The 24667-nt window shown below is 63.3% G+C and carries 20 protein-coding genes; 10 read left to right on the top strand and 10 right to left on the bottom strand.

The features are described from left to right. Window positions 1–21: 21 nt before the first annotated feature. The 4 genes from carB to carA are packed head-to-tail and all read right to left on the bottom strand — an operon-like array spanning window position 22 to window position 5408. On the bottom strand, window positions 22–3381 hold the full coding sequence (carB, locus tag WJT74_RS04460; protein ID WP_343347340.1) for a carbamoyl-phosphate synthase large subunit: 3360 nt from the start codon (window positions 3379–3381) through the stop codon (window positions 22–24). Further along, a complete protein-coding gene (locus tag WJT74_RS04455; protein ID WP_343347338.1) occupies window positions 3381–3650 on the bottom strand; it encodes a hypothetical protein in 270 nt (89 codons plus the stop codon). Before WJT74_RS04455 ends, carB begins: the two co-directional genes overlap by 1 nt. Beyond that, entirely contained in the window at window positions 3643–4251 is a 609-nt protein-coding gene (locus tag WJT74_RS04450) for a hypothetical protein (RefSeq protein ID WP_343347336.1), read from the bottom strand. The genes WJT74_RS04455 and WJT74_RS04450 overlap by 8 nt, the downstream gene beginning before the upstream one ends. Then, window positions 4248–5408 (bottom strand): glutamine-hydrolyzing carbamoyl-phosphate synthase small subunit, encoded by a 1161-nt coding sequence (carA, locus tag WJT74_RS04445; protein ID WP_343347332.1) that lies wholly within the window; start codon window positions 5406–5408, stop codon window positions 4248–4250. The genes WJT74_RS04450 and carA overlap by 4 nt, the downstream gene beginning before the upstream one ends. A gap of 149 nt (window positions 5409–5557) precedes the next feature. Between carA and WJT74_RS04440 the strand changes: the two genes are divergently transcribed. The 8 genes from WJT74_RS04440 to WJT74_RS04405 all read left to right on the top strand — a co-directional run bounded on the left by WJT74_RS04440 (window position 5558) and on the right by WJT74_RS04405 (window position 14088). Beyond that, the gene (locus WJT74_RS04440; protein ID WP_343347329.1) at window positions 5558–6016 is read left to right on the top strand and encodes a GatB/YqeY domain-containing protein; all 459 of its coding nucleotides are present in this window, start codon (window positions 5558–5560) and stop codon (window positions 6014–6016) included. A gap of 4 nt (window positions 6017–6020) precedes the next feature. Next, entirely contained in the window at window positions 6021–7838 is a 1818-nt protein-coding gene (dnaG, locus tag WJT74_RS04435) for a DNA primase (RefSeq protein ID WP_343348099.1), read from the top strand. Window positions 7839–7849: 11 nt separating this feature from the next. Next, window positions 7850–9865, top strand: a complete 2016-nt coding sequence (gene rpoD, locus WJT74_RS04430; RefSeq protein ID WP_343347327.1) for an RNA polymerase sigma factor RpoD — start codon at window positions 7850–7852, stop codon at window positions 9863–9865. Window positions 9866–10120: 255 nt separating this feature from the next. After that, on the top strand, window positions 10121–10420 hold the full coding sequence (locus WJT74_RS04425; protein WP_343347325.1) for a PspC domain-containing protein: 300 nt from the start codon (window positions 10121–10123) through the stop codon (window positions 10418–10420). Window positions 10421–10612: 192 nt separating this feature from the next. Further along, a complete protein-coding gene (locus tag WJT74_RS04420) occupies window positions 10613–11293 on the top strand; it encodes a DUF6975 family protein (RefSeq protein WP_432215233.1) in 681 nt (226 codons plus the stop codon). A gap of 229 nt (window positions 11294–11522) precedes the next feature. Next, complete coding sequence (locus WJT74_RS04415) at window positions 11523–12368, top strand: AAA family ATPase (RefSeq protein WP_343347320.1); 846 nt, start codon at window positions 11523–11525, stop codon at window positions 12366–12368. Between the two features lie 81 nt (window positions 12369–12449). Further along, window positions 12450–13355 carry an ABC transporter ATP-binding protein gene (locus tag WJT74_RS04410; RefSeq protein WP_343347318.1) on the top strand — a complete coding sequence of 302 codons (906 nt, stop codon included), beginning with the start codon at window positions 12450–12452 and terminating at the stop codon, window positions 13353–13355. Next, the gene (locus WJT74_RS04405) at window positions 13348–14088 is read left to right on the top strand and encodes an ABC transporter permease (protein WP_343347315.1); all 741 of its coding nucleotides are present in this window, start codon (window positions 13348–13350) and stop codon (window positions 14086–14088) included. Before WJT74_RS04410 ends, WJT74_RS04405 begins: the two co-directional genes overlap by 8 nt. A 4-nt stretch (window positions 14089–14092) precedes the next feature. Here WJT74_RS04405 and WJT74_RS04400 read toward each other — a convergent pair whose 3' ends face one another. Next, window positions 14093–15502, bottom strand: coding sequence for a methyl-accepting chemotaxis protein (locus WJT74_RS04400; RefSeq protein ID WP_343347312.1), 1410 nt, complete (start codon window positions 15500–15502; stop codon window positions 14093–14095). Window positions 15503–15617: 115 nt separating this feature from the next. On the opposite strand from WJT74_RS04400, the gene WJT74_RS04395 reads away from it, so the two are divergent. Then, entirely contained in the window at window positions 15618–16799 is a 1182-nt protein-coding gene (locus WJT74_RS04395; RefSeq protein WP_343347309.1) for a vWA domain-containing protein, read from the top strand. On the opposite strand, the gene WJT74_RS04390 is transcribed toward WJT74_RS04395, so the two are convergent. The 4 genes from WJT74_RS04390 to WJT74_RS04375 form a co-directional block, all read right to left on the bottom strand. Further along, window positions 16796–18700 carry an acetate--CoA ligase family protein gene (locus tag WJT74_RS04390; protein WP_343347306.1) on the bottom strand — a complete coding sequence of 635 codons (1905 nt, stop codon included), beginning with the start codon at window positions 18698–18700 and terminating at the stop codon, window positions 16796–16798. The genes WJT74_RS04395 and WJT74_RS04390 overlap by 4 nt on opposite strands. Continuing rightward, the gene (locus WJT74_RS04385; RefSeq protein ID WP_343347304.1) at window positions 18697–19446 is read right to left on the bottom strand and encodes a class I SAM-dependent methyltransferase; all 750 of its coding nucleotides are present in this window, start codon (window positions 19444–19446) and stop codon (window positions 18697–18699) included. The genes WJT74_RS04390 and WJT74_RS04385 overlap by 4 nt, the downstream gene beginning before the upstream one ends. Window positions 19447–19516: 70 nt before the next feature. Then, complete coding sequence (locus WJT74_RS04380; RefSeq protein WP_343347301.1) at window positions 19517–20719, bottom strand: exo-beta-N-acetylmuramidase NamZ family protein; 1203 nt, start codon at window positions 20717–20719, stop codon at window positions 19517–19519. Then, on the bottom strand, window positions 20716–21228 hold the full coding sequence (locus WJT74_RS04375; protein WP_343347299.1) for a DOMON-like domain-containing protein: 513 nt from the start codon (window positions 21226–21228) through the stop codon (window positions 20716–20718). Before WJT74_RS04375 ends, WJT74_RS04380 begins: the two co-directional genes overlap by 4 nt. 70 nt (window positions 21229–21298) lie before the next feature. Between WJT74_RS04375 and tyrS the strand changes: the two genes are divergently transcribed. Next, window positions 21299–22525 (top strand): tyrosine--tRNA ligase, encoded by a 1227-nt coding sequence (gene tyrS / locus WJT74_RS04370; protein ID WP_343348097.1) that lies wholly within the window; start codon window positions 21299–21301, stop codon window positions 22523–22525. Here tyrS and recG read toward each other — a convergent pair. Beyond that, on the bottom strand, window positions 22522–24564 hold the full coding sequence (recG, locus tag WJT74_RS04365; protein WP_343347296.1) for an ATP-dependent DNA helicase RecG: 2043 nt from the start codon (window positions 24562–24564) through the stop codon (window positions 22522–22524). The two genes, tyrS and recG, sit on opposite strands and share 4 nt — an antisense overlap. Window positions 24565–24667 lie beyond the last annotated feature (103 nt).

The following is a 24667-nucleotide window of genomic DNA, read 5'->3' as shown; positions in this document are numbered from 1 at the left end:
CGTCGAGGCGGTTTGTGGTGATTACTTTCGGGAACGTGAATAATAGGATTGAAGCGATCGGACTTCAAGAGTTTCAGGATCGGCCCTTCCGATGATGCGTGCGATGGCCCGGCACGCCCCCACGGTCGTATAGTAAGGGATCCGGGCCTTGAGCGCCGCTTCGCGGATGTTCTGACTGTCCTTGAGGCTCTGCCAACCCTCGGTTGTATTGAAGACAAGATCGACGTCGCCGTCCTTGATCCGGTCGACGATATGCGGGCGACCCTGCGCGACCTTGTTGACCCGCGAAACGCGAACGCCGTGGTCGGACAGGAACGCCGCGGTTCCGTCGGTCGCGATGACCTTGAAACCGGCCATGTCGAGATCCTGAGCAGCGGAGAGGATCGCGTCCTTGTCACTCTCCTTGACCGAGATGAAGACGCACCCCTGCTGGGGATAGGGCGCCCCGGAACCGAGCTGCGCCTTCGCATAGGCATCGTCGAAATTGGACGCGATTCCCATGACTTCCCCGGTGCTTTTCATTTCCGGTCCCAGCACGGGATCGGAGCCCGGAAAACGGGCGAACGGGAAGACGGCTTCCTTGATCGCGACATGATCGACGGCGCGGTCGATGGGATCGAAATCGGCGAGGCTCGCCCCGGCCATGACCTTGGCGGCGATCTTCGCGACGGGGCGTCCGATGGCCTTGGCGACGAAGGGTACCGTCCGCGACGCCCGTGGATTGACCTCGATCAGATAGACCGTGTCGTTCTTGATCGCGAACTGGATATTCATCAGGCCGCGAACCTTCAACGCCATGCCGAGTTCGTGCGCCTGCCGTTCGATTTCCTCGATAATGCGGGGCGGCAGGCTGAAGGGAGGCAGCGAGCAGGCACTGTCGCCCGAATGGACGCCGGCTTCCTCGATATGCTGGAGGATTCCAGTCACCGCGACCGTCTCGCCGTCGCAGATCGCATCGACGTCCACCTCGATGGCATCGCGAAGATATTTGTCGATCAGGACCGGTGAATTGCCCGAAACCTCGACGGCGGTATTGATGTAGTGATCGAGCTGATCCGGACCGTCGACCACCTCCATGGCCCGGCCGCCGAGCACGTAGCTCGGTCGGATGAGGACGGGATAGCCGATCTTATCCGCGACGTTCAGGGCTTCTTCGCGACTGCGCGCGATGCCATTTTCCGGCTGTGTCAGCCCCAGTTTGTTGACCAGTTGCGCGAAGCGTTCGCGATCTTCGGCAAGGTCGATGCTGTCGGGGCTGGTGCCGAGAATGGGCACACCCGATCGCGCCAGGTCGGTGGCGATCTTCAACGGGGTCTGGCCGCCCAACTGGACGATGACACCGCGGATGGTGCCTTTCTCGCGCTCCGTCATGATGATCTCGAGCACGTCTTCCTCGGTCAGCGGCTCGAAATAGAGGCGGTCGGAGGTGTCCGGGTCGGTCGAGACCGTCTCGGGGTTGCAGTTGATCATCACGACCTCCAGCCCCTCGGCACGATCATCGGCGCCCGTCTCTCCCCGATAGCGGCCCAGCGCGAAGGCGGCATGGACGCAGCAATAGTCGAACTCGATCCCCTGTCCGATGCGATTGGGCCCGCCACCCAGGATGATGACCTTCTCGCGGTCGGACACGTCCGCTTCGTCCACCGGCTCGTCGAACAGCGGCGCTTCGTAGGTGGAATAGAGATAGGGGGTGACCGCGTCGAACTCCGCCGCCACGCTGTCGATGCGCTTGAAGACGGGACGCACGCCCAGTTTCAGCCGGTGCGCCCGAACTTCGCCGGATGTCGTGCCGCCGGTGATCGCGCGCAGGACATCGTGGACGATGCCCCTGCCCTCGACCGCCTCGCTGACCGCATGCGTGCTCTGCGCCGCCAGTTGTGCCAGCCGCTCGTCGGAAAAGCCCATGCCCTTCAAACGCCGCATCTCGTACGCCTTGCCGGGCAGCCCCTCGGCCGCGACGCCGCGCTCGGCTTCGACAAGCACCTCGAGTTGGCGGAGGAACCAGCGATCGAAGCCGCTGATTGCGTTGATACGCTCGACACTGAACCCTTCGCGCAAGGCCTGGGCGGCGGCGAGGATGCGGAACGGGCTCTGCCGCCCCAACGCATTCTCGATGTCGTTCTCGCTGGCGCCGACCAATTCCTCGACCGGATCGAGCCCCGTCAGTCCCGTTTCGGTGCCGCGAAGCGCCTTCTGGAAACTTTCGGCGAAATTCCGCCCGATCGCCATCACCTCGCCGACCGACTTCATCGCGGTCGACAGCAGCGCCGGACTCCCGGGGAATTTCTCGAAGGCGAAGCGCGGGATCTTGGTCACGACGTAATCGATCGTCGGTTCGAAGCTCGCAGGTGTCGCGCCACCGGTGATGTCGTTCTTCAACTCGTCGAGCGTGTAGCCTACCGCCAGCTTCGCCGCGATCTTGGCGATCGGAAAGCCGGTTGCCTTCGATGCCAACGCCGAAGACCGCGAAACGCGCGGGTTCATCTCGATGACGACCATCCGACCATCCTTGGGATTCACTGCGAACTGGACGTTCGAACCCCCTGTTTCCACACCGATTTCACGAAGCACCGCGATACTGGCGGACCGCATCCGCTGATATTCCTTGTCGGTCAGCGTCAGCGCGGGCGCGACGGTAATCGAGTCCCCGGTATGAACCCCCATCGGGTCGACATTTTCGATCGAGCAGATGATGATGCAATTATCGGCGCGGTCGCGCACGACTTCCATCTCATATTCTTTCCACCCGACGATGCTTTCCTCGATCAGCACTTCGTTGGTGGGGCTGGCCTCCAGGCCGCCACGGACGATATTCTCGAACTCCTCCTTGTTGTAGGCAACCCCGCCGCCCGTTCCGCCAAGGGTGAAGCTGGGACGGATGATCGCCGGCAATCCGATGGATTCGAGCGCCGCTTTTGCCTCTTCCCAGCTGTTGGCGATCTGGCTGATGGGACTTTCGAGCCCGATCTTGTCCATTGCCGCCTTGAATTTCTCGCGGTCCTCGGCCTTGTCGATCGCCTCGGCCTGCGCTCCGATCAACTTAACGCCATGCTTCTTCAGCACCCCGTCGCGATTGAGCGTCAGCGCGCAATTGAGCGCCGTCTGCCCGCCCATCGTCGGCAGGATCGCGTCGGGCTTTTCCTTCTCGATGATTTTTTCGACCACCTTGGCGGTGATCGGCTCGATATAGGTCGCATCCGCCATGCCGGGATCGGTCATGATCGTCGCGGGGTTCGAATTCACCACGATGACGCGGTAGCCCTCTTCCTTCAGCGCCTTGATCGCTTGGCTGCCCGAATAATCGAACTCGGCCGCCTGCCCGATGACGATAGGCCCCGCTCCAATGACGAGGATGGAAGAGATGTCGGTGCGTTTGGGCATTATTCCTCGAACGTAATGCCGTCCAGAAGGACGACGTTGAGATGATTATCATCGGCGAAATCGGTCACGCAGGCCTGCTCGCGCGCCGTCGGCTGCTCGCGCATTACAAACAACAGCCGCTGCTCGATATCGTCCTGGAACAGCTCACCCATCGCGAGCCCGCACCGCGCGCCGACATCGTTGAGCTGCGCCTGCGTATGGAAGACCGGCTGCGGCGTCGCGCAGGCGCTTAGAAAGAAGAGCAACATGGTGACGGCCCATCTAATCATCGCCTGTCGCTTCGTTACCGAAAAGCTGAAACTCGACGCCGTGATCGAGTGACCAGAGCTCTAGTGCAATCAGGAGGTTTCCGAGGTCGTCAAAGCGACCACTCGCGAAAGCTTCTTCGAACCAGCTTTCCGGAACATCATAGTAAATTTGATCGACCCGGATACCGCTGGGGCTTTCTTGTGGTGCCAAGGGGACATCAAAATACTTCGCAAGCTTTAAAACCTCCGACGAGGGAACGGGCAGTTTCGACGGACGAGGCAGGTTTTCGAGCATACCCGACTCCGCTAGATCCTTCGATAAAATTGCACTGCCTTCGAGCTTCCACTTGCGGTCTTTGTGTGTCGAATACGCTTCTGCGGCACTCGCATCCGAAAACTCGATCCACGGAAGAGGTTTGATTTCTTCGATGCAATCGAAAAATCGTTCGCCCCCTTCAGTCGCGTCGATCAATACCTCTGTCGATTGAAGAAGGTCGGAATATTGCACCGAGTAGGCCCCACGCTCGAGGCCGCACCCCTCTAGTTGCTCTTTGACGAGGTCTATTTCGCGAGGACTGTCTGCTAACGAAAACGATAGCGCGAAAATCAGGGAAAGAATCACCGCATCATCCCCACGAACTTCTCGAACAGATAGAAACTGTCCTGCGGGCCGGGGCTGGCTTCGGGGTGGTACTGGACGCTGAACGCCGGGCGGTCGGTGAGTTCGAGGCCGCAATTGCTGTCGTCGAACAGGCTGACGTGGGTCTCGCGGACATTGTCAGGCAGGCCTTCGCGCTTCACCGCGAACCCGTGGTTCATGCTCGTGATCTCGACCACGCCGTCCGCGCAGCGCTTGACCGGATGGTTGGCGCCGCGATGACCCTGGAACATCTTCGATGTCTGCCCCCCGACCGCGAGCGCGAGCAGCTGGTGGCCGAGGCAGATGCCGAATAGCGGCTTTTTCGTGTTGAGCAGCTGGTGGATCACGGGGATCGCATAGTCGCCGGTCGCGGCGGGATCGCCCGGCCCGTTCGACAGGAAGATGCCGTCGGGCTCGTGCGCCATGATCTCATCATAGCTCGTCTGCGCCGGGACCACGGTCACGCGCGCGCCGGCTTCGACGAGGTTGCGGAAGATATTGTGTTTGGCGCCGTAATCGATCGCCACGACGTGCGGAGCGTCGGCGCTGGCGTGGCCGAGCTTGTAGCCCTGCCCCAGTTCCCAACCGCCGTCGGACCATTGGTCGAGCTGCTTGCGCGACACTTCCTTGGCGAGATCCATGCCCTCGAGCCCCGGCCAGTCCGCCGCCTTCCGGGCCAACGCTTCGACATCGATCGATCCGTCCGGTGCGTGCGCGATCGCGACGGTCGGCGGCCCTTCCTCGCGCACCAGCCTCGTCAGCGCCCGCGTGTCGATGCCGGCAATGCCGATACGCCCATGCTCCGCCATCCATGACGGAAAGTCCGCCTCGCTGCGGAAATTGGACGGGCTCGTCACTTCCTCACGCGTGATGCAGCCCAGTGCATGGGCCACCGGGGCCTCCACGTCCTCGGCGTTCGAACCCACGTTGCCGATATGGGGAAAGGTGAAGGCGATGACTTGCTTGGCGTAGCTGGGGTCGGTCATCACTTCCTGATAGCCCGTCATCGCGGTGTTGAAGCACAATTCGCCCACCGCCTCGCCGGTCGCGCCAAAGCCCCTTCCCCAAATGACTCTCCCGTCGGCGAAGACGATCGCGGCGGTGGCATGGTCGGGGCGGGCGGGCGCGCGGGAAGACATGCGGGGGCGTGAGGCTCCGTTCGTAGGGTGTCGGCGATGTTGCTAAGCGTCAGCCGCTACACTCCCGCGCGATGCGCCGTCAACGGCTGACATTCGTCCTCGCGAGGCGCTAGGCTATTTTCTTTTTCATGAACGAACGGAGCAGCGCGATGATTCGCGACGATCTCAAGGCAGCGATGGTGGCCTCGATGAAGGCGGGCGAGAAGGACAAGGTCGGTACCATCCGCCTCGTCCAGTCCGAGGTGAAGAACAAGGACATCGAGGCGCGCACTGGCGGCGAGATTGCCGACGACGATGCCCACGTCACCGCCGTCCTCCAGAAGATGGTCAAGCAGCGCCGGGAAAGCGCCGAGATGTTCCGCAAGGGCGGCGCCGAGGACCGCGCGGCGGCCGAGGAGGCGGAGATCGCGGTGATCGAGGAATTTCTTCCCACGCAGATGAGCGACGAGGACATCGACGGCGCCGTCGCCGCCATCATCGCCGATACGGGCGCATCGGGCATGAAGGACATGGGCCGGGTGATGGGCGAAGTTCGCTCGCGCCACGGCGCCGCGATCGAGCCCGCCAAAGCGAGTGCGGCGGCCAAGAAGCAACTGATGGGGGGCTGATCCCCTGTCGATCCCGCCCTCCTTTCTCGACGAATTGCGCGCCCGCACCCGCGTTTCCGCGATCGTCGGCTCGGACGTGAAGCTCATCCGGGCGGGGAAGGAATTCAATGCCTGCTGCCCCTTCCACGACGAGAAGACTCCGAGCTTTTACGTCAACGATCAGAAGGGCTTCTATCACTGCTTCGGCTGCGGCGCGCACGGAGATGCGATCAGCTTTCTCGTCGACGGGCGCGGCATGGCGTTCATGGACGCGGTCAAGGAACTGGCGGGGAAGGCAGGAATGGAAGTCCCCGCCCCCGACCCGCGCGCCAAGCAACGCGCGGAACGCCGAGCGGGTCTGGTCGATGTCACCGAAGCCGCCGCCGACTGGTTCGCGGAGCAGCTCGCGGGGATCGAGGGCGGCGGGGCACGCGCCTATCTCGAAAAACGCGGCATCGACGCGAAGCTGATTTCACGGTTCAACCTCGGCTTCGCTCCCGACGACAAGGGCAAGCTGAAACGCGCGCTCGACCGGTTCGGCGTCCCCAAGCTGGTCGAAAGCGGCATGCTGATCGATCCGGAAGATGGCGACCGCCAGCCCTACGACCGGTTCCGCGGCCGCCTGATGATCCCTATCCGCGATCCGCGCGGGCGGGTGATCGCGTTCGGCGGAAGGATACTGGGCGAAGGCGAGCCCAAATATCTCAACAGCCCCGAAACCCCGCTGTTCGACAAGGGTCGGCAGCTCTACAACCTCGACCTCGCGCAGGCCGCGGCGCGAAAGGCCGATCGCGTCATCGTCGTCGAAGGCTATATGGACGTTATCGGTCTGGCTCGCGCAGGGATCGCCGAAGCGGTCGCACCGCTCGGCACCGCACTGACCGAGGATCAGCTGCGGCTCCTCTGGCGCCTGTCTGCCTCCCCTATTCTCTGCTTTGATGGCGACGCTGCGGGGCAGCGTGCCGCCATCCGTGCCGCCGAACGCGCACTGCCGCATCTCGGCCCGGAACAGAGCCTTGCCTTCGTGGAACTTCCCGACGGGCAGGACCCTGACGACATCGTCGTGAACGGCGGGGCGGCGGCGTTCGATGCGTTGGTTGCCGAACCGGAATCGCTCAGCGCGCGCCTCTGGCGACACGAAGTCGCGCAAACCGCCCTCGATACTCCCGAACAACGCGCTGGGCTCAAGCAACGGCTGCTCGACCATGCCCGCGCCATCGCGGACCCCTCCCTATCGCAGCTCTATCGCGAAGAATGGCTCGGCCGCTTCGACAAACTCGTGGGCCGGGAACGCACCAGTCAGCCGCGATGGAAACAGAAGAATGGACGCTGGGTGCCCCCTGCCCCGCCCGTGGGCGATGCGACACGGAATGTGTCGCGGCACGGAATAGAGGGTCGCCTGATCGAGGCCGTTCTGCTTGGCTTCGCGCGCTTCCCGGCGCGAATCGCGGAGGAGAGCGAAGCCCTCGCCGCGCTCCCCATTCCTGACCCTCGTCTCGCCGCGGCGCGCGAAAAACTGCTCGATGCCGCCTTTTCCGGCGAGTCGCTTGATAAAGAGGCGCTTCTTCCCATATTGGCCGACGCAGGCGTGGAGACCTCTTCAAGGCCGGTGATGGGGTTCGGATTCCTGCGTGCGGATGGCGACGACGCCGATGCTGTGCGCGAGCTGTCCGATACCCTCGACGCGATCCTTGCGAAAATGCGGATCGAGGCGGCACTGGAGGCGGCGACCACGCGTTTGGAAAATGAATTCACCGAGGATGCCTATGCGCAGCAGCAGCGGCTCCACCGGATGCGGGACGAGAACAGGGAGCGCCTCAGCGCGCTGACCGAAACGGAATAGATCAGGATTTCATGGCCAAGAGTGACAATGACACGAAGGACGACGGCGACCAGCCGCTGATCGACCTCAACGATGCCAAGATCAAGAAGCTCATTGCTCGCGGCAAGAAGCGGGGAATCCTCACTTACGACGAGGTCAACGAGGCGCTGCCCAGCGACCAGATGAGTCCTGATCAGATCGAGGACATCATGTCCGCGATCAGCGAAATGGGCGTCACCATCGTCGAGAACGACGAGGAAGAAGAGGACGAGGTCGAGCCGATCGACGAGAAGGCGAAGGCCAAGAAGGACGACCCCAAGACCGTCAAGGCGGCGACCAACACGAAGGAGCGCGCCGACCGCACCGACGATCCCGTCCGCATGTATTTGCGCGAGATGGGTGCGGTCGAACTGCTGAGCCGCGAGGGCGAGATCGCGATTGCCAAGCGGATCGAGGCGGGCCGCGACTTCATGATCTGGGGCCTGTGCGAGAGCCCGATCACCTTCAACAATATCATCGAATGGTCGAACAACCTCAACGAGGAGACCATGCAGCTGCGCGAGATCCTCGATCTCGAGGCGATGATCTCGAAGGGTCCGACCCAGGAGCAGCTCGACAAGTCCGAGGAAGACGACGACGACGGCGAGATCAGCGAGGATACAGCCGGTCCCACCGTGGTCGAGGACGAGGAAGAGCCCGATCACGAGGAGGACGAGGACGGCAACGAGGACGATGCCGCTGCCCGTGCGCGCAAGCGCCGCGAGGAAGAGGAAGAGGACAACACTCTTTCGCTCGCGCAAATGGAAGAGGCGCTCAAGCCAACCGCGCTCGAGAAGTTTGCCGAGATCACCGGGCTCTACAAGAAATTCTCGAAGCTTCAGAACGAGCGGCTGACCGCGCTGGAAGCGGGCGAGGAATTCCCGAAGGCGAAGGAAAATCGCTACCAGAAGCTGTCGGGTGAACTGACCGCGCTGGTGGAATCGATGCAGTTCCACAACGCCAAGATCGAGATGCTCGTCGATCAGATGTACGGCTACAATCGCCGTCTGATGACGCTGGGCGGCCAGATGCTTCGCTTGGCGGAACGGCACAAGGTCCCGCGCAAGAGCTTCCTCGAGGAATATGACGGCCACGAACTGGACGACGCCTGGCTCGACCGTGTCGCCAAGATCGACAAGAAGTGGGAAAAGTTCGCCAAGAGCGAGGGCGAGACCGTCGCGCGCATCCGCGCCGACATCGCCGATATCGCGCAGGCGACCGGTATGGCGCTTCCCGAATTCCGCCGCATCGTCAATCAGGTCCAGAAGGGCGAACGCGAGGCGCGCATTGCCAAGAAGGAAATGGTCGAGGCGAACCTTCGTCTCGTCATCTCCATCGCGAAGAAATACACCAACCGCGGTTTGCAGTTCCTCGACCTTATCCAGGAAGGCAACATCGGCCTGATGAAGGCGGTCGACAAATTCGAATATCGCCGCGGCTACAAGTTCTCGACCTATGCGACCTGGTGGATCCGCCAGGCGATCACCCGTTCGATCGCCGATCAGGCGCGCACGATCCGCATCCCGGTCCATATGATCGAGACGATTAACAAGCTGGTCCGCACCTCGCGCCAGTTCCTGCACGAGACCGGACGCGAGCCCACTCCCGAGGAACTGGCCGAGCGACTGTCGATGCCGCTCGAGAAGGTTCGTAAGGTGATGAAGATCGCCAAGGAGCCGATCAGCCTTGAAACGCCGATCGGCGACGAGGAAGATTCGCATCTCGGCGATTTCATCGAGGACAAGAATGCGATCATCCCGGTCGATGCCGCGATTCAGTCGAACCTCAAGGAAACCGTCACCCGCGTTCTTGCCAGCCTGACGCCGCGCGAGGAACGCGTTTTGCGCATGCGATTCGGCATCGGGATGAACACCGATCACACGCTCGAGGAAGTGGGCCAGCAGTTCAGCGTGACCCGCGAACGTATTCGCCAGATCGAGGCCAAGGCGCTGCGCAAGCTGAAGCACCCCAGCCGCAGTCGGAAGATGCGCAGCTTCCTCGACCAATAAGTCCTAATCGGCAACTGATCGCAAGGAGCCGCCCGTTCATCGAAGCGGGCGGTTCTTTTTCATGCTTCCTTCATTGACGGTGTTGCACTGCACAACCATGTGCTGCGTGCCAGCAACTGGTGGGAAATCCCACCGGACACAGCGCCGGATAGGTGAGAAATCCCCTTGATTGCGCCGTTCGCGAAAGTTGGCATGCGACGTGCAAGTATCGGCGTGACGGCGAAATTCATCGCGCCACGTCAGCAAGGAATAAAGATGAGCCAGACCAATCTCGTGACCCGTAACGACACCATCCTTGGCGTTTGCCAGGGCTTGGGTGAGGATTTCGGGTTCAATCCCACGATCCTCCGGCTCGCGCTGATCCTGCCGATCTTCTGGTTTCCGGCCGAAATGCTGATGATCTATCTGGGGCTTGGTCTGGTCGTGCTGGTTTCGCGGACCCTCTTCAAGACGCCCGCGGCAGCGCAGGAGGAGGCCGAAGTGGCGGCCCTCCCGCTGGTAGATAAATCGGCCGTCGTGCGAAGTGACGAGCGTCCGCTGCGCGACGCTGCCTGATCCGATCGAAACTTCGAACGTTGACGGGGCTGGCCATCTTCGGATGGACCGGCCCCGTCCCGTTTTGGGCCAGACTCCCGCGAAAAATCATGCGCCTCGGCATGGCTTGGTAACCACGTCTTTACGGGCCTGCGATACACCGTCCTTCCCACCACCTGATGATGAAGGCGAAATGTGCGGGAAGGATATGGCATGGTGGCCGCGATGAGATTGGTACCCGATGCCCGAACCTCCGGGTTCGACCCCTTGGCACGCGTCGTGTTGGAAGGGTCGGGGGTGCATTCCCATGCCGAAACGCTTCTGCACTGCGGCGGGCAAGACATGACGCGCGATCTCGCCGACTTCGTCCATTTGCTGTGCTTTCTCCACGGGCGGCATCCGACGCTGATCGAAACAGCCCTGACGCGCGTGAAGCAGGGACCGCAGCGGGACTGGGTCCTTCGCGCCGGCGACGCCTTCGAGGCCGAGCGGCTCGCCCTGGTGGGGCTGGTCAGCCAGGTCGGACCGATTCCTTCCACACCCGGCGCCGCCGCCACCGAAACGGTGGTGCAGGCACAGCGCCACGCGATCGAGACGCTGGCCGCGTCCGAACGGGACGGGTGCGCATTGGGAGCAGCGGTGGCTCTGGTCACCGACTGGGTGCCGTTCCGAGCCTTGCTCGACATGGTCGCGGCTCGGCTGAGCGTCGACGTCCCGAGGCGCAAGCTACCCGATGCGGCGCATCAGGAGGCGCTGGTGGCCACCGTGGATGGACCGGGGGCGCAGCGCGCGTTCAATTTCGGCCTCGATCAGTTGCTCACGCAGCATCGCGGGCTGTTCGACCTTCTCGAAGCCCGCGCCAGCGCGCGAAACGCGCTCGACGGCCTGGCCTAGGCCGGACTGCCGTCGGGCTCGACAGGGCACGGACTGGACGGAGAGCAGGCGAGCGTATTGCTCGTCATGCATCCGGCCAGTACCAGTCCGACCGTCATCATCATTCTGCGCATGAGAGTTTTTCCCGATGGTTTGACGCTGACCATGGTGCCGCGATGCGCATCGCTCGCCCACAAGGTTGCGGACGGATCACTTGCCATCGCGCACCACGCTCCATAGGCCTTGCGGCATGAAATTCGATACTACCGATCAATATGTCGCCACCCCCGACCTCAAGGTCGCGGTCAACGCGGCCGTCGCGCTTCGCCGTCCGCTTCTCGTGAAGGGCGAGCCCGGGACCGGAAAGACCGTTCTGGCGCATGAGATCGCCAAATCGATCGACGCGCCGCTGATCGAGTGGCACGTCAAATCGACGACGCGCGCGGTGCAGGGTCTGTACGAATATGACGCGGTCGCGCGGCTTCGTGACGGACAATTGGGCGAGGAGCGCGTCCACGACATCTCCAACTACATCAAGCGCGGCAAACTGTGGGAAGCCTTCACCTCCCCTACCCTTCCGGTGTTGCTGATCGACGAGATCGACAAGGCGGACATCGAGTTTCCCAACGATCTGTTGCAGGAACTCGATCGGATGGAATTCCACGTCTACGAAACGGGCGAGACGGTGAAGGCGGAAGATCGGCCCGTGGTGGTCATCACCTCGAATAACGAGAAGGATCTTCCCGACGCATTCCTTCGCCGCTGTTTCTTCCACTACATTGCGTTTCCGGACCGCGAGACGATGGAAGAGATCATCGATGTGCACTTTCCCGGTATCCAGAAGATGCTGGTGCGCAAGGCGCTCGATCTCTTCTATCAGGTGCGCGAGACGCAGGGCCTGAAGAAGAAACCCTCGACCAGCGAACTGATCGACTGGCTCAAGCTGATCCTTCACGAGGACATGCCGATGGACGTGCTGTCCGACGCCGATCCGACGAAGGCGATCCCCCCGCTCCACGGCGCGCTGCTCAAGAACGAGCAGGACGTCATGCTGTTCGAAAAGCTTGCCTTTCTCGCGCGGCGCGAAGGGCGTTGATCCAGCCTCCCCGTTCGTTCATCGAAAGCGTATCGCCGGTCTGAGGCGACGTGCGGCATCGCAGATCGCGAAGGGGGCATCATGGATCTGGCAATCGAGACGAAGGCGCTGACCAAGAGGTTCGGCAAGGCGACCGCCGTCGACGGCATCGACCTCAAAATTCCGCGCGGTGCGATCTACGGATTCCTGGGATCGAACGGCGCTGGAAAATCCACCGCGATCCGCATCATTCTGGGGTTGCGTTCCGCGACGTCGGGAACGGTCGAACTGTTCGGGGAAAAGCTCGACCATCGGCATCGACCGCTGATCGGTGCGATGGCGGACAGTCCGGGGGGCGCCTTCTACGAACACCTTTCCGCCCGCGACAATCTGCGCGTGGTCGCCCAGTCGCTGGGGATCGAAATCGAACCCGATGCCCTCCTCGACCGGGTCGGCCTCGATCATGCGCGCACCAAGAAGGTGAAGGCCTTCTCGACCGGAATGCGTCAGCGGCTCGGCATCGCCCGCGCGCTGATCGGCGATCCGGCACTGGTAATCTTCGACGAACCGCTGAACGGCCTCGATCCCGAGGGGATCCGCGAGATGCGCACGCTGATGCGCGACATCGCCAAGAACCGCACTCTCATCATCTGCTCGCACCTGCTCGACGAGATCGAGAAAGTCGCGAGCCATGTCGGCCTGCTTTCCAAGGGCAGGTTGATTCACCAGGGACCGCTCGACGACATCGCGATCGACACCGATATCATCGAACTCGGCGCTTCGGGTGCCGTCATGGAAGCTCTCTCCCCGCTTGCGATGCAGGTCAATTCGATCGGCGCCGACCGTTGGCACGTAACGCCGAAGGAAGGCCTGTCCGCTTCCGACATCAATCGCGAGCTCGTCGGCAAAGGCATTGCGGTGGACCATCTGGCGCAACGCCGCTTCAGCCTCGAGGAATTCTATCATGAGCGTATCTCGGCGAGCCATGCAGGAGCCGACCATGCCTGAGGCCGTGCACGTCAAGACGCCCGGACTGGTTCGCTCGGAGCTTCTCAAGCTCAAGGGATCGAAGGTCTTCTGGATGACCCTCGCCGTGCCGGGGTTCGTCCTCATTCTCTCGACCCTCGTCGTCCTGTTCGAAGGGACCAACGCGCCGATGTTCCTGGTCGGCGGGACCAGCATCTGGGTGACGCTGGTCCTGCCCTTGGGAACGATGGCGCTGACGGTCGTCCTCGCGCAGATCGAGCATCAGCCGCGCGCCTGGGACCCCTTGCTAAGCCTGCCCGGTGCACGGCGGCGCATCTTCCTGCTGAAACTGGTGGCGGGGGCAATCGTGCTTCTCGCTTGGACGATCATTCTCGGCGGCGGTCTCACCGGCCTTGCCGCTCTCTTCCAGCAGGTGTTGCCGGAAAAAATGCAGGGTTCGCTGGTCGAGCTCGACGAATTCGCCGAGTTGCTGCTGCGGGTCTGGGCAGCCAGCCTGTTCATGCTGGTCGTGCAGTATGGATTGGCACTCTATTTTCGCGGATTCATCCTGCCGATCACCATTGGTATCGGGGGGATCATCACCGCCGCTGTCGCCTCGTCCAGCGAATACGGGCAGTATTTCCCGTGGCTCATGCCGCTCAACCAGCTGGCCTCCGAAACGGCGGCGGCCGACCGCGCGCTGATGCTCGGCATCGGTGGCGGCATCGTCGGGGCGATTGTCCTCCAGCTATTGATGCAGCGACGCGAGTGGTAGGCGGCTAGACCGCTCCGCCGTCGTCGCGATAGGCCAGTTCGATGTTGCCGTAACGCTCGCCCTTCACGAACAGCGGCACGAAGACGTTCTTCACCGGGAAGCTCTCGGAACCCAGGTTCATCTGATAGGTGGCGAGCTTGGCGGGCTTGGTGGAGGCGACCGCCGCACGGGTCGTGTCGTCCATCAGGATCCGGCGATTGCGGCTATGCTTGTCGTTCCACACCGGATCGCTTCCCTGCGGTTGGCATCGTTCGGTGATGTGCGTGGGCAGGTAGCCGTTCACGTCGGTCAGCGCACAGGCGATGGTGCGGTTGTCGCTGGCCTTGTAGCGATCGATGATCGGGCGAACGTGGGCATCCGCAAAATCGGCGAACCGGTTGTCATACTGGGGCGGATTGGAACCTTCGCGCAGTTGATAGTCGCGATCGAGCACCGCATCGAGCGTGATGGCGCCTTCGTCGATGGCTTTCTCCACCACTTTCTGGATCTCGCGCATCAGGTCCTGTCCGCGCGCGATCATCGGCGTGTCGTCGATCTCGGCACCCGAATTGGCCAGCGTGTCGAGCATGCTGTTGGACATCAGTTCGAGATGCGACAGGCGCTTTTCGGCCTGCTTCAATTCCTCGTTGCTGCTGCGAGCACCGCCGGCAAAATCGGTGAGGCCGGCCTTCACTCGATCGACGCTGGTCTGAATGAGGCTGGTCGACTGGGCGATCCCCTCCGACTGATTGCCGACGAGGTCGACGATTTCGGACACCTCGCGCACGGTAATACCGATTGTGTCGATTCCTGACTGGGCCGCGCGGCTGCGCTCCACCCCGTCGCTGATCTCGCTGGTCACGGCGTTGGCTTCGCGCGTGAGCTCGCCGATGGTGCTGGCGATCTCACCCGTGGCGCTGCGCGTATCATGGGCGAGCTTCTTCACCTCGGCCGCGACGACGGCGAAACTGCGCCCGGCATCCCCTGCCCTCGCGGCCTCGATGGTCGCGTTGAGCGCGAGCATGTTGGTCTTGCGCGCGATGGATTCGATCGTCGAGGAAACGTTCTGGACCTGGTTCATCGCGGTGGCGAAGCCTGCCATCCGCTCGCCCAGCTGGACGACCAGCTCGGTGAGTTCGTGGAAGCCCGCGATGGTGCCCTCGATGGCCTCGCGACCATTGGCGAGCTTCGTCTTGGCTTGGTCGGCCAGCAGGCGCGCCTCATCGGTGCTGTCGGCGACGCGTGCCTGGTCGATGGTCAGCCGTTCGGTGACCTCCTCGAGCGTTTCGAGCGTCTTGAGGCTCTGGCCGATCCGTTCGGTGACCGCCTCGACATAGCCCGCCACGTCGCTGCACTCGAGACTCAAGGAACCGCAATCGCGGGCCACCGCCCGGATCGCGTTCTCGGTAACCTGGTCGAGGCCCTGCGTTGCCATTAAAAGAAATCCTTCGGTGAATTCGTGTCGAGCGTTGCGATAACGGACCATTGCCTAGGAAAGCGTTAACCAACCCCCTTTTCCGCAAAGGCGCGCCCGGGCTATCAGCAGCATCATGTTCATCTCCTTTCTCGACCGACTGCGCGCCGCGGGTATTCCCGCCAGCCTAAAGGAGCATCTGATGCTGCTGGAGGCGCTCGATCGCGAGGTGATCGAGGCGGACCCCACCAGTTTCTACTATCTCGCCCGCGCTGCGCTCGTGCCGCACGAGAAGATGCTCGATCGCTTCGACCGGGTGTTCGCGGAAACGTTCAAGGGACTGGAACGGGCGGAGGGGGAGGAACTGGCCGCCGATCTGCCGGAGGAATGGCTGAAGGCCGTCGCAGAGCGCTATTTCAGCGCCGAGGAGATGGAAGCGATCAAGTCCCAAGGCGACTGGGACGAGATCATGGAAACGCTGAAGAAGCGGCTCGAGGAACAGGAAGGCCGTCACCAAGGCGGCAACAAGTGGATCGGGACGGGCGGCACCTCCCCCTTCGGACACGGGGGCTACAATCCCGAGGGCGTGAGGATCGGGGGACCGGGGCGGCACGGGCGCGCGATGAAGATCTGGGACAAGCGACTGTTCAAGGATCTGGATGGTGACGTCGCACTCGGCACCCGCAACATCCAGGTCGCGCTCAAGCGCCTGCGCCGCTTCGCTCGCGAGGGCGCGGCGGAGGAACTCGACATCGACGGTACGATCAGCGGAACGGCGCGGCAGGGCTGGCTCGACGTGAAGATGCGGCCCGAGCGGCACAATGCGGTGAAGCTGTTGCTGTTCCTCGACATCGGCGGATCGATGGATTCGCACGTGAAGCAGGTCGAGGAGCTGTTCTCCGCCGCGCGCAGCGAGTTCAAACATCTCGAGCACTACTATTTTCACAACTGCATCTACGAAGGCGTGTGGAAGGAAAACCGGCGGCGGTGGGACGGCGCCATCCCGACCTATGACGTGCTTCACAAGTTCGGCGCCGATCACAAGCTGGTGATCGTCGGCGATGCGTCGATGAGCCCCTACGAGATCACTCATCCAGGGGGCGCGATCGAACATTACAACGAGGAAGCGGGCGCCACCTGGATGCGGCGGCTGACCGATCAGTACAAGAGCGCGGCGTGGCTCAATCCGACACCCGAAGGCTATTGGGGTCACAGCTATTCGACGCGGATCCTGAAGGATCTGATGGACGACCGGATGTTCCCCCTCACCCTCGATGGACTGGACGAGGCGATGCGCGAACTATCGCGCAAACATTAGGACCGGCTTTCGATCTCGATTCGTTTTTTCGTCACGATCTCGTCCATCGAGATCGGGGACGCATCGATCCGCATTCGCTCGAGGACGCGGCGGACTCCCGGATCGCAGTCGCCCGCGTCCAGCAACCGGATGTCGCCGCAATGCGGCCGAATGGTTGCAAGCAACAGCAGCAGCTGGCCATCCGAAAGGGCTGCGCCGCCCTCTCCGGTGGGACGTTCGCCCGTCAGTACGAGCAGATCGACCTGCGGGACCGGAAGGCCGGTCATCGTCACGGTTAGATCGAGCGCACCGAGAACGAGCGAGGCGACGCGTTGATCGAAGGTCAGGCACTGCCCAGCGACGAGCGTCGGCAGCGCGCCCCGTTCGACCCATTCCGTCCCCACGCGCACACCGTCGGCACAATGCAAGCCGCATGGGTGGGCTTCGCTGTTCAATCGATCCGCCAGATCGAGTGAAGCTTTCCCCGTCGACGGTCCGTCGAGGAGGGCGATGGTCGGCACGTGTCCGCCGCGCGGCACCAGTCTTTGGAGTAGCCACGGGTAGAGGTGCAGCGATGTCGTACCCCCCAGTTCGGGGTTCGCGTTGACTTCGCAGATCGCCCCGCCCGTCTCGCGCCACGACCGGGAGATATCCGGCAGGATCAGGTCGACGCCCGCGATGTCGAGGTGAAGCACTTCGGCGGCGCGCGCGGCGAGCGCGGCATTGTCCGGGTGCATGTCCTCCGTCACCGCAATAGGCGTCCCACCTGCGGTCACGTTGGACTTGCGGGCCAGGCGGACGAAGCGGCCATCCTCGGGAATGGAATCGGGCGACAGATCCTGTACGGCGAGGAGGGATCCTTCGCGTTCCCCGAGGGAAATCCGCTTCAGCCGCGAATGGGTATCGTCGCCCCGGCCCGGCTCCGCATTCAGGGCGGCGACGAGTTCCAGAACGCTCGACTGTCCGTTCCCCATTACACCGGCGGGCCGCCGTTCCACGGCCCAGATGGTCTCGCCGCGGAATACGGTCAGGCGATAGTCGCGGCCTTCGACATGCTTCTCGACCATCACGGTGCGGCTGACCTCAGCCGCAGCTGCGAAGGCGTCGCGAACCTCCGAGGCGTCGCGCAAGCCGGCTTCGACCCCCTTGCCGCCGTCACGGTCGGCCGGCTTGACGACGACCGGATACCCGATCGCTTCGGCATTGCGCTCTGCTTCGTCGGCACTGCTGCAGAGGGCGAAGGCAGGTGCCGGCAGGAGCGCCCGCGCAAGAAGCGTCGAGGCATAATGCTTCAACTTGGCATGCGCGGTGGCATTGCGGGGTGTGACCTGTGAAAACGTACCGCTCAGTTCGACGGCATGGCGTCCGATGCCGAACTGCGCGGTCGGTCCGACCAACTCCTGAAAGGGGATTCCGAGATCGAATGCAGCGCGGGCGAAGCGTGGCCCATTGGTGGTGGCAGGCTGCGTATCGCGCAGGGCGGCGAGCACTTTCTCCAGCCGCTCGTGCATCGTCGGATCGAGCGCGTCGGCGTTCAGGCGTGCGACGAGGATTTCCACCAATGCTCGAACCGCGCCAGAGCCTCGGCGGAACGAGGGAATGAAGACCGACAATCGCTCGCCGCCCGAGACGACGCGGCAAGGGTCGGTGAATGCCAGATCGGCACAGGCGAGCAGGAAATCGATGGTTTTTGCGAACCAGCGACCGAATGCCGGTGCCCCGGCGTCGGACGGCGCAGGGGGCAGATCGACCGATCGAGTAGCCTGACGCTCGCCAAGCAGTTCGTTCAGTTCCTTCCCGATCCGCCGGCATCGCCTTGGATCGATGGTCTCGGCGGATAGAGAGATACGTACCGAGGCGCACCGCAGGCCGAAGGCGAACCCTTCGATCCGCAACGGCGACCCGATCACGCGGACTTTCACTTGGCAATCCGACGCGCATGGATGGTCCGCAGGCCCCAGCGCATCCCGACTTGCCCGGACCGAAGATCATCGACGCCCAGTCGATCGTCGATTGCCGCACCGATCTCGCCGTCCTCGATCGTACCGATGTCGAAGAGACGGCGGACGAAGGCGATCATGGCGGATCGATCGGGGAATACCCAGTGATAGTCGTTGGCGCGGTCATCGACGATCGACCAGCCGGCAGAGCGAAGCTCCTCCCCGGTCCCCTCGTCGAGATAGAGGCCCTCGTGTCCGGTCGAATTGTATGCGCCGACGAATTCGTCGAGAAACGCGGCAACCGGATGATCGCGCGCGACGTCGGACACGACGAAATCGCCCTGCGGACGGGTGACGCGGTGGGCCTCGGCGAAGAAGCGACGCTTGTCCTCGAGATGGTGGATCCCCGCCAGACTGACGACAGCGTCGATGCTCTCGTCCTTCCAGGGGAAGGGATAGAGAGCGACCCCGTTTCGCTCGGTTTGATCCTGGCCCGCATGGGTGGTGAAATCGGCACAGGGTTCGTGCCGTACCCATTCGCATCCTTCCGCAATGTAGGCGCGAAGATAGCCGCCCCCGGCGGGCACATCGCCGATGATCATCGCAGAGCGGGGAACGAGGGGTGCGAGCAGTTGGCGAAACTCTTCTGCCCGCGCAGCGGGAAACGCCTGCATGGCGCGATCGTAACTCGATCCTCGCTGGTCGAAGAGGTCGGTATAGTCGGGCATACCCTCGCACTAGCAAGCTTCGGGACGGTTGCGAACTGCGCCGCGGCGGTCGGGGCTCAAGGCCTCGCGATCAATATAGGAGGAACGGTCGGCGCTCCTCGGCCCACGCTTTTTCGTCGGGGATCGCCAAGGCATCGAGGTCATCCGGCGTCGCGTCCTCATCGTCGACCCACTCCCGCAGCGCGGGGCCGCCGTTGATGATGTCGATGGCGGGGCGACCCGAGGTATATTCATACTCATAGTCGAGGCCGCGCCAGAGATCGTATTCGGGGAAGATCGCCCGGATCGCCTTGAACGCCAGCGACTGGACGCGCCATGCCTTGAAGGCCGCATGGTCGTAGCCCGGCCCCTCCGCATGGATGTGCACGCCGTGGCACAGCGATCCCGCATGTTTGTAGAAGGTCGGCTCGAACCAGATCTCGCGCAAAGCGCAGCCCGTCAGCCAGTGCGGCGCCAGACGCTGCATCTCGGCGATGACGGTTCGCGCATTGATGTCGGGCGCGCCGAAAATCTCGAGCGGGCGGGTCGTCCCCCTGCCCTCGGTCAGGTGGGTGCCCTCCACCATCACCGTGCCCGCATAGGCCCGCGCCATGTTCACGCTTGGCGCATTGGGCGACGGATTGATCCAGACGCGATCCCCGGGCCATCCATGGCCGGGGCCGTCGGGCTCGTACGCCTGCATTTCGACGACGCGATAATCGACGTCGAGATCGAAATGCCTGACGAACCAATGCCCCATCTCTCCCAATGTCATGCCGTGCCGCATCGGGATCGGACCTGCTCCGACGAAACTTTCGTAGCCCGAGCGTAGCTTGGGTCCCTCGATCGGACGGCCCGCGGGATTGGGGCGGTCGAGAACCCATACGGCCTTGCCATGCGTCGCGCCCGCTTCGAGCAGGTAGAGCAGGGTCGTGAGGAAGGTATAGATACGGCAGCCGACATCCTGCAGGTCGACGAGGACGACGTCCCAGCCTTCCATCATGGCGTCGGTCGGACGTCGCACCTCGCCGTAGAGCGAATGGACGGGGACCCCGTGGACCGGGTCGATGTAGCTCTCGCTTTCGACCATATTGTACTGCTTGTCGCCCTTCATCCCGTGCTGGGGACCGAAAGCGGCGGCGAGATCGATGTCGTCGAGGCCCGCCAACGCGTCCATCGAATGGATGAGGCGCTCGCTGACCGAAGCGGGATGACCGCACAGGGCGACCTTGCGGCCCTTCAATTCGCGGCGAAGGGTCTCGTCCTCGAGCAGACGGTCGATGCCGAACTTCAAATCTCTTCTCCCAGAATGGCGAAACAGTCGTCGTGATGGAAATCGGCTGCGCCTGCCGGATGGGCAAGGGCGAAATATCCCTTGGTCCCGTCGGTCGCCTCGATGATGGCGGAAAGCCCGACGCGGTGGCCGATGATCGGCTGACCGACAAGATGCGCCCGCATGACATAGTCGTCGCCGTCGCGTTCGGTGGCGATCCTGACTTGGTTGGCGAGGTTGGAGCGCGCATGCCGATAATTCGCGAAACGATAGGCCGACCAACGCCCGTCGGGCGCGAAATTATACTCGCGATAGGCGGTGGCATTGTGACGCAGGAAAATCTCGAAGCAGGTCGAGCGCCATAGCCGGTCCTCGCGCCGCAGGCTCGCGAAGGCCGGAAGCATCAGGGCGTCGAGATCGCCCCGCAATCGATAGCGCAGCGAGAGGATGCCGTCTTCCTCGCGCGCCTCCACCGTCAGCCGCTCGACTTGGGGGGTCGGATGGTCGCGGTGGGGGACGAGCTGCATCATGAACAGCACCATCGTGGGCGACGCCATGCGTGGTGGCAAGCATCGAAAAGGCAGGCTAACAGGCTTTTCCATGACGACCTACCAGAGCGAATTGATGCGCGTGCTCGCGGCGCGCGACTACATCCACCAGACGACCGACGCGGCGGGTCTCGACGCGCTCGCATCGAAACAGGTGGTGCCGGGCTATATCGGGTTCGACGCGACCGCGCCGAGCCTGCATGTCGGAAGCTTGGTGCAGATCATGCTGCTGCGGCGACTTCAGCAGGCGGGTCACAAACCGATCGTGCTGATGGGCGGCGGCACGACCAAGGTCGGCGATCCGACGGGACGCGACGACAGCCGCAAGCTGCTCGACGACGAAGCGATCGCGGCGAACATCGCGGGCATCCGCAAGGTGTTCGAAAGGTTTCTGTCGTTCGATGACGGTCCGACCGGCGCGATCATGGTCAACAACGACGACTGGCTGGGGAAGCTCAACTATCTCGACCTGCTGCGCGACGTCGGCCCGCACTTCACCATCAACCGGATGCTGACGTTCGACAGCGTGCGGCTGCGGCTCGAACGCGAGCAGCCGATGACGTTTCTCGAGTTCAACTACATGATTCTGCAGGGCTACGATTTCCGTGAACTGCACCAGCGGCACGATTGTCGGCTTCAGATGGGCGGATCGGACCAGTGGGGCAATATCGTCAACGGGATCGAACTGACGCGGCGCATGGGCGGCGGAGAGGATTTGTTCGGGGTCACCACCCCGCTGATCACGACCGCGGACGGCAAGAAGATGGGCAAGACCGCAGCCGGTGCGGTGTGGCTCGATGGCGATATGCTGAGCCCTTATGACTACTGGCAGTTCTGGCGAAATACCGCGGACGGCGACGTGGTGAAATTCCTCAAGCTCTTCACCGACGTGCCGCTGACCGAGATCGATCGGATGGCGCAGTTGTCGGGCGCCGACATCAACGAGGCGAAGATCGCGTTGGCCAACGAGGCGACCACAATGCTGCACGGCGAGGATGCGGCGCGCGAGGCGGCAGCCACGGCCAAGCGGACGTTCGAGGAAGGCGCGTCGGACGCGAACCTGCCGAGCCTGTCGACGGGCGGAGAAGTCAGCATTCTGGCGGCGTTGGTGGGCCTCAACTTCTGTGCCTCGAACGGGGAGGCCAAGCGCAAGATCAAGGAAGGCGCAGTCAAGCTGGACGATCAGGTCGTCAGCGATCCGCAGCTTCTGGTGACCGTTCTTGGGGAGCCGGCGAAGCTGTCACTGGGAAAGAAGAAGCACGGGCTGTTGCTGCCCTAGCCCCCCTTCAGCAAACCGACCGCCGCATCGCGTTCGAACAGGTAGAGTGCGATGCGGGCGGCCTTTCCCCGTTCGCCTTCCAGGCCACCGTCGCGATCGAGCAGCATTTGCGCATCGGCCTGCGCGGCGGGGGCAATACTGGGCAGGTCCTCGGGTTCGACAAGCCTGAAACTGTGATCGCCCGACTGGCGGGTGCCGAGGATTTCGCCGGGACCGCGAAGGCGCAGATCTTCCTCGGCGATGCGGAAGCCGTCGTTGGTTTCGCGCATCAGTGCGAGACGTGCACGCGAGGTCTCGGACAGAGTGTCTCCCCGTAGCAGCAAGCATCGCGACTTGCCGGTGCCGCGCCCGACACGACCGCGCAGTTGATGCAACTGGGCGAGACCGAAGCGGTCGGCGCCTTCGATGATCATCAGCGTGGCATTAGGCACATCGACCCCCACTTCGATGACGGTCGTCGCGACGAGGATTGCGAGATTGCCGCTCGCGAACCGCTCCATCACCGCGTCCTTTTCCTCGCTCCGCATGCGGCCGTGAACGAGGCCGACCGCATCGCCGAGCCGCGCTTTCAGCGAAGCCGCGCGCTCTTCCGCGGCGGCGGCGTCGAGCTTCTCCGATTCCTCGACCAGCGGGCAGACCCAATAGGCCTGTTCGCCGGTGGCGATATGACGTTCGAGCGCGGCGACGATCTCGTCGATACGGTTTTCGCTCATCACCAGCGTCTCGATCGGCTGTCGTCCGGGCGGCAGTTCGTCGATGCGGCTGACCTCCATCTCGCCATATTGGGTCAGCGTCAGGGTGCGCGGGATCGGGGTCGCGGTCATGGCGAGGAGGTGCGGCGGACGCTTTCCTTTCTCGGACAGCATCAGGCGCTGCGACACACCGAAGCGGTGCTGCTCGTCGACCACGATCAGACCGAGCGCCTTATAGCTGACCGCAGGCTGGAAGATGGCGTGTGTTCCGACCAGGATGTGGATCAAACCGTCGGCGAGTCCCATGAGGGTCGCCTCGCGCACCCTGCCCTTGTCGCGCCCCGTCAGGATGGCGACGTTGACCCCGATCGGGTCGCACAGGCGCTTCAGCCCTTCGTAATGCTGCCTCGCGAGGATTTCCGTGGGGGCGAGCATGGCGGCCTGCGCACCCGCCTCGACCGCTTCCAGCATCGCCAGCAGCGCCACCAGCGTCTTGCCCGATCCGACATCGCCTTGAAGGAGACGGAGCATGGGGCGGTCCTGCGCCATGTCGCCGCGAATTTCGGAGACGCAGCGGTTCTGCGCGCCGGTGAGATCGAAAGGGAGGTTCAGACTTTCGGACAGGCTCCCGTCGCCTTGAAGCGGTTGGGTTTTGGTTCGGCGGGCGGACTGGCGAATGAGGAGGAGCGCGAGCTGGTTGGCGAAGACTTCGTCATAGCCGAGACGGGCGCGGGCAGCGGCATTGCCGGTATCGCCGTGCGCGGCCGCAAGCGCACCGCGCCAGTCGAGCCAGTCGCGATCCGCCTTCACGGAGGGTTCGATCCATTCGGGAAGGGCCGGCGCGGCCTTCAGCGCCTGCGCGATGAACTCGCGCATCCGTTTGTTCGTGATGCCTTCTGAAAGCGGATAGACGGGTTCGCGTAGCGGCGGCTCTTCCTTCACGACGTCGGGGTGGACCATCTGGAGATCGTCGCCATAGGCGTCGAGGCGGCCCGAGACGCGCACTTCCTCTCCGAGCGGGAATTGCTGCCGAGCCCAGCCCGCGCGGTTGAAGAAGGTCAGCGCGACCATATTGTCGCTGCCGTCGCGGGCATAGACGCGGAGCGGTGCCCGGCCCCTGCCCTCGCGCAGATCGATCGGGGTGAGCGTGATGACGATCCGCTGGCCGACCAGATGATGGCCGAGCGTGTCGGTGGCGATCCGCTGGATGCTGCCTGTCGGAAGGTGGAACAGCAGGTCGACGAGCCGGTCGAGTTTCAGTTTTGCCAACGCCTTCGCGATCTTGGGCCCCACGCCGTCCAGCGTGTCGGTGGTCGCGAACAGGGGGTGGAGGATTTCAGGCCGCATGGTTCGCCACCGCCCTAGCGCATCGGAACCCCAGCGCCTACATGCGCGCTTCACCCTCTCACGCCCCTCGCCGCGAATTTCGCGACGGGGCCGCATCGCTATG

The sequence above is a fragment of the Sphingomicrobium sp. XHP0239 genome (assembly GCF_039555325.1).
Lineage (GTDB): Bacteria > Pseudomonadota > Alphaproteobacteria > Sphingomonadales > Sphingomonadaceae > Sphingomicrobium > Sphingomicrobium maritimum.
The sequence above is the reverse complement of the archived record's forward strand: the minus strand, read 5'-3'. Positions and strand labels throughout refer to the sequence as shown.